3 protein-coding genes and 1 pseudogene are annotated in these 4,465 nt (G+C 64.4%); all 4 read right to left on the bottom strand.

The window, feature by feature from the left end:
- On the bottom strand, positions 1-225 hold a 225-nt coding region (locus tag ABSG20_RS34610; RefSeq protein ID WP_423868927.1), incomplete at its 3' end, for a Zn-ribbon domain-containing OB-fold protein.
- A complete protein-coding gene (locus ABSG20_RS34615; protein ID WP_423868928.1) occupies positions 222-1,358 on the bottom strand; it encodes a thiolase family protein in 1,137 nt (378 codons plus the stop codon). The genes ABSG20_RS34615 and ABSG20_RS34610, both read right to left, overlap by 4 nt.
- Before the next feature lie 173 nt (positions 1,359-1,531).
- A pseudogene (locus ABSG20_RS34620) lies at positions 1,532-2,652 on the bottom strand (acyl-CoA dehydrogenase family protein).
- A gap of 5 nt (positions 2,653-2,657) precedes the next feature.
- Entirely contained in the window at positions 2,658-3,869 is a 1,212-nt protein-coding gene (locus ABSG20_RS34625) for a CaiB/BaiF CoA transferase family protein (protein WP_423868929.1), read from the bottom strand.
- Positions 3,870-4,465 lie beyond the last annotated feature (596 nt).

A 4,465-nucleotide genomic window follows, 5' to 3' on the forward strand; every position in this document is an offset into this window, starting at 1 on the left:
GACCAGGACGATATTGTAGGGAATATGCGCGCGGCTCTCGGGCGTGGCGGCGCGGCACACCAGCGAGGTGGCATAAACCGTCCCCTCGCCGCTGGCGCGCGCTTCCGCCGGGTCCGGCGCGCCGCAGACGGCGCAAAAGCTGCGGCGGAAATATTGCCGTGCGCCGCAGGCCGCGCAGGATTGGTAGATGATCGCGGCTTGCCCCGTGGTCCAGTCCCCGCTCATCGCGTCCGCTCCAGAAACAGGCTGACATGCGACGACAGCACGCCGCCATCGCCGTGCAATAGCGCGATCGAGGCGTCGCGCACCTGGCGGTTTTCGGCGCGTCCGGTCATCTGCAGATGGGTTTCGACCAGATGGGCCATCGCGCCGCCGACCCCGCAATGGCCGTAACTCAAAAGTCCGCCATGGGTATTGAGCGGCATCGTGCCGTCGCGGGAAAAATATCCTGCGCGCACCAGCGCCGCCGCCTCGCCGCGCCCGGCCAGGCCAAGCTCTTCCAGCAGCATGGCCAGCGTGATGGTAAAGCTGTCATAGACCGCGGCGTAACGCACGTCGGAAATGTCAACGCCGGCGGCCTGCTTTGCCCGCGCGATGGAAATTTCGGCGCCGAGTTCGCTCAAGGCGGGCGCCGCGGTGACATGCTGGTGGGTATGGGCCTGCGCGCAACCGAGCACGCGCACGCCGGCCTCGCCGGTCGTCTCGCGGCTGACGACGAAGGCCGCGCCGCCATCGGATACCGGACAGCAATCCAGGAGTTTCAGGGGCAGCGCCACCGCTTTCGATGCCATCACGTCAGTGACTGTGATGGGTTCGTGAAACTGCGCGCCGGGATGCAACAGCGCATGGCTTCGCATCAGCACCGCGAATTCGGCGAGGTCTTCTTGCGTCACGCCATATTCATGCATGTAGCGCGAGGCGACCAGCCCATAATAGGCCGGAATGGTCGGGCCCAGCGGCACCTCGTAATCGGGATGTCCGACCTGCGCCAGCGCCAGGATCGAGGCGTCACGGCTCTGCCCGGTCAGGCGGTTCTCGCCGGCGACGACCAGCACATGCCGGACCACGCCGGCCTGCACCAGGTGATGGGCCAGCATGGCCATGGCGAGACCGGTGGCGCCGCCGACCTGCACTGCGTGCGCGTAAGTCGGCCGGATTCCAAAATGCTCGGCGAACACGGTGGCCAGCATGATGTGCGGCGAGACCGTGGAGTAACCGCAGAGCACGCCATCGATCTCGCCGCGTTTCAGCCCGGCATCCGATATCGCAAGCTCCGCCGCCCGGCTCATCAGGTCAAGCGAGGATGAACCCTCATGCCTGCCATAGGCCGTCAATCCGACGCCGGTGATGAAGCTCATGGCGTGCCGCCTCCGCGATGGACCCGACGGCGCAGCACATCGCAAAGGGCGGGTTTATCGTCTTTGCGAGGAGCTCTTGCGGCGAAGCAATCCAGCTTTCTTTTTCGCGGCACCAAAGCTGGATTGCTTCGCTGCGCTCGCAATGACGATTGCTTTGCCATCGTGCCAGAACCTCAATACGACTTCGGCAGGCCGAGCACCTTCTCCGCGATAAAGCTGAGAATGAGCTGCGGACTGATCGGGGCGATGCGCGGGATCAGGGATTCGCGCAGGTAACGCTCGACGTGATATTCCTTGGCGTAGCCGAAGCCGCCATGGGTCATGACCGCCTGCTCGCAGGCCTGGAAACAGGCTTCGGCGGCGAGATATTTCGCGGCGTTGGCGGCGGGGCCGCAAGGATCGCCCCGATCATATTGCCAGCCGGCCTGCAGCGTCATCAGCCAGGCTGCCTCCAGCTCCATCCAGTTCTTTGCCAGCGGATGCTGGATCGCCTGATTCTGGCCGATGGGGCGATTGAATACGATGCGGCTCTTGGCGTAAGCCGCGGCCCGCGACAGCGCCAGCCCACCGAGCCCGACCGCTTCGGCGGCAATCAGGATCCGCTCCGGGTTCATGCCGTGCAGGATGTATTCGAAACCGCGGCCTTCCTCGCCCAGCCGATCCTCGACCGGAATGGCAAAATTCTCGATGAAGAGCTCGTTGGAGTCGACGGCCTTGCGGCCCATCTTCTCGATCTCGTGCACGGCAATACGGCTGCGATCAAAATCGGTATAGAACAGGCTGAGGCCGCGGGTTGGGTTTTTCACTTGCTCCAGCGGTGTCGTACGCGCCAGCAGCAGAATCTTCTCGGCGACCTGCGCGGTGGAGATCCAGACGTCTTCAATTGCGTGGTGTTGAGGCCGGTATTGGGTTCGGTGACGGCGAAGCAGGCCTTTTCGGTGCCGGCGACAACGGGCGGCAACATTCGCCGGCACTGCTCCGGCGTGCCGAACACGACCACGGGATTGAGCCCGAACACATTCATATGCACGGCGGAGGCGCCCGACATGCCGGCGCCGGATTCGGCGACGGCGCGCATCATGATCGCGGCATCGACAATGCCGAGGCCTGAACCGCCATAGGCCTCGGGAATACAGATGCCGAGCCAGCCGGCATCGGCCAGGGCCTTATGGAAGTCGGCAGGGAAACCGCCCTCCTTGTCTTTCTTCAGCCAATAGGCATCGTCGAAGCGCGCGCAAATCCTGGCGACGGCGTCGCGGATCGATTCCTGGTTGGCGCTAAGTGCGAAATCCATGGGTTCTAGTCCCTGGGCGTGCCGGGCGAAGCTCCGGTGACGCCGTCGCGCACCAGCGCTGCGATCTCGTCCGCGGAGTAGCCGGCCTCATGCAGGATCTCGGCGCCGTGCTGGTTGAGCCGCGGCGCCAGCCGCGTCGGCTCGGCTGGGGTTTCCGACCAGGTGGCCGATACCTTCATGTTGCGGATCCGGCCCTCGGTCGGATGATCGACCACAGGAAAAAAATCCGTCGCGACGAGGTGCGGGTCCTGCAGGATGCTTTCGAGATCGTGCATCGGCATGACCGGCACATCGGCCCTGTCCAGCAGCTCGGTCCACTCGGTGGTGGTTTTCGTCGCAAAAATGCGGGCCAGCTCGGCGTAGACCGTGTCGATATTGACGGCGCGGCCGGCAAAGGTGGCAAACCTGACATCGCCGCGCAGATCGTCGCGGCCAGTGGCCTCGAAGAAGCTGTTCCATTGCTTGTCGTTGTAGACGATGACGCAGATAAAACCGTCGGAGGTCTTGTAGGGCCGCCGGTCGCGCGAGAGATGCCGCGCGTAGCCGCCTCTGTCGAGCGGCGGGTCGTAGGTCAGGCCGCCCAGGTGATCGCCCATGACAAAGCCCGCCATGGTTTCGAACATCGGGATATCCAGGCGCTGGCCGCGCCCGGTGCGGTCGCGATGCACCAGGCTGGCGCAGATCGCGCCGACCGCGGTCAAGCCCACGATGCGGTCGACCAGCGCGTTCGGCACATAGCGCGGCGTGTCGTCGCCGCCGACCGCCATCAGATGCGCCAGCGCCGAGCCGCCCTGGATCAGATCGTCATAGGCCGGTTTTGCCGCATAAGGGCCATCCTGGCCGAAGCCGAAAACGCCGGCATAGACCAGGCGCGGATTGAGTTTTGCAACGACGTCGTAGCCGAGCTGCAGCCGCGCCATCGCCTGCGGCCGGACGTTGTAGACCAGCACGTCGGCGGAGGCGATCAGCCGCAGCACCACGTCGCGTCCCGCCGGCTTTTTCAGATCGAGGCAGATGCTGCGCTTGCTGCGATTGGTATTGAGAAACACCGGCCCCATGCCGGGATGCCGGGTCGGGCCGATCTGCCGGGTCACGTCGCCGTCCAGCGTTTCGATCTTGATGATGTCGGCGCCGTAGTCGCCGAGCATCTGGGTGGCATAGGGCCCCATCAGCACCGTCGTCATGTCGATGATCCTGACGCCCGAAAGCGGCCCCATGGTGGTGTTTGCTCCCGTGAGATGTTCGGCGCGCCGGTCCGCGCCGTTGTTTCCTCGGCCAAGTAACGGCAGGGCGCAGGCAAGATCAAGCGCGGGAGGCGTATGGGGGTATGCGAAAATTTCAAAAACCATCCTCGGAAAAGCATTCGCGCCCCGCGGCGCGGGGCGCCCGGGCTTTGCCAGAACGTTTCACCCTCGAGATAACAGAGGGCGCGGGGAATGCCGCGATGCCCAGAGGCACCCGCGGCCTCGCGTGCAAAAAAAACGGCCGACGCACACGAGTAACAGCGAGGCACCGGATCATCCGGCATTCCCCACACAATGGGTTTACGGTTTATGACGCGCTCTCCCCGGCAAGATAAGCTCTGTTGCTACCGTCGCCTTCGGATTAACGGTTTTGTAAGGCCCGGTTGAGCCGAACGAAACCTCCGAAGACTTGACACCAGCATTGGGTGCCAGGACCACACGTTTTCCCCGTACGCTTCAGCGCCGTCGTCTTGCTTACGAGGTATTCGCTCACGCTTGGCATACCGCCCCCCGCCCTGCGAACCGTCGCACGCCTGACGCTGCCGCGTCCACCGCATCTCATCCCGCGT

The sequence above is a fragment of the Bradyrhizobium sp. genome, assembly GCF_049512235.1.
Taxonomy (GTDB): Bacteria; Pseudomonadota; Alphaproteobacteria; order Rhizobiales; family Xanthobacteraceae; genus Bradyrhizobium.

Bases quoted from the DNA above. Each gene is read 5' to 3' on its own strand.
- ABSG20_RS34615 (WP_423868928.1), bottom strand. From the start codon at position 1,358: ATGAGCTTCATCACCGGCGTCGGATTGACGGCCTATGGCAGGCATGAG.
- ABSG20_RS34625 (WP_423868929.1), bottom strand. From the start codon at position 3,869: ATGGGGCCGCTTTCGGGCGTCAGGATCATCGACATGACGACGGTGCTG.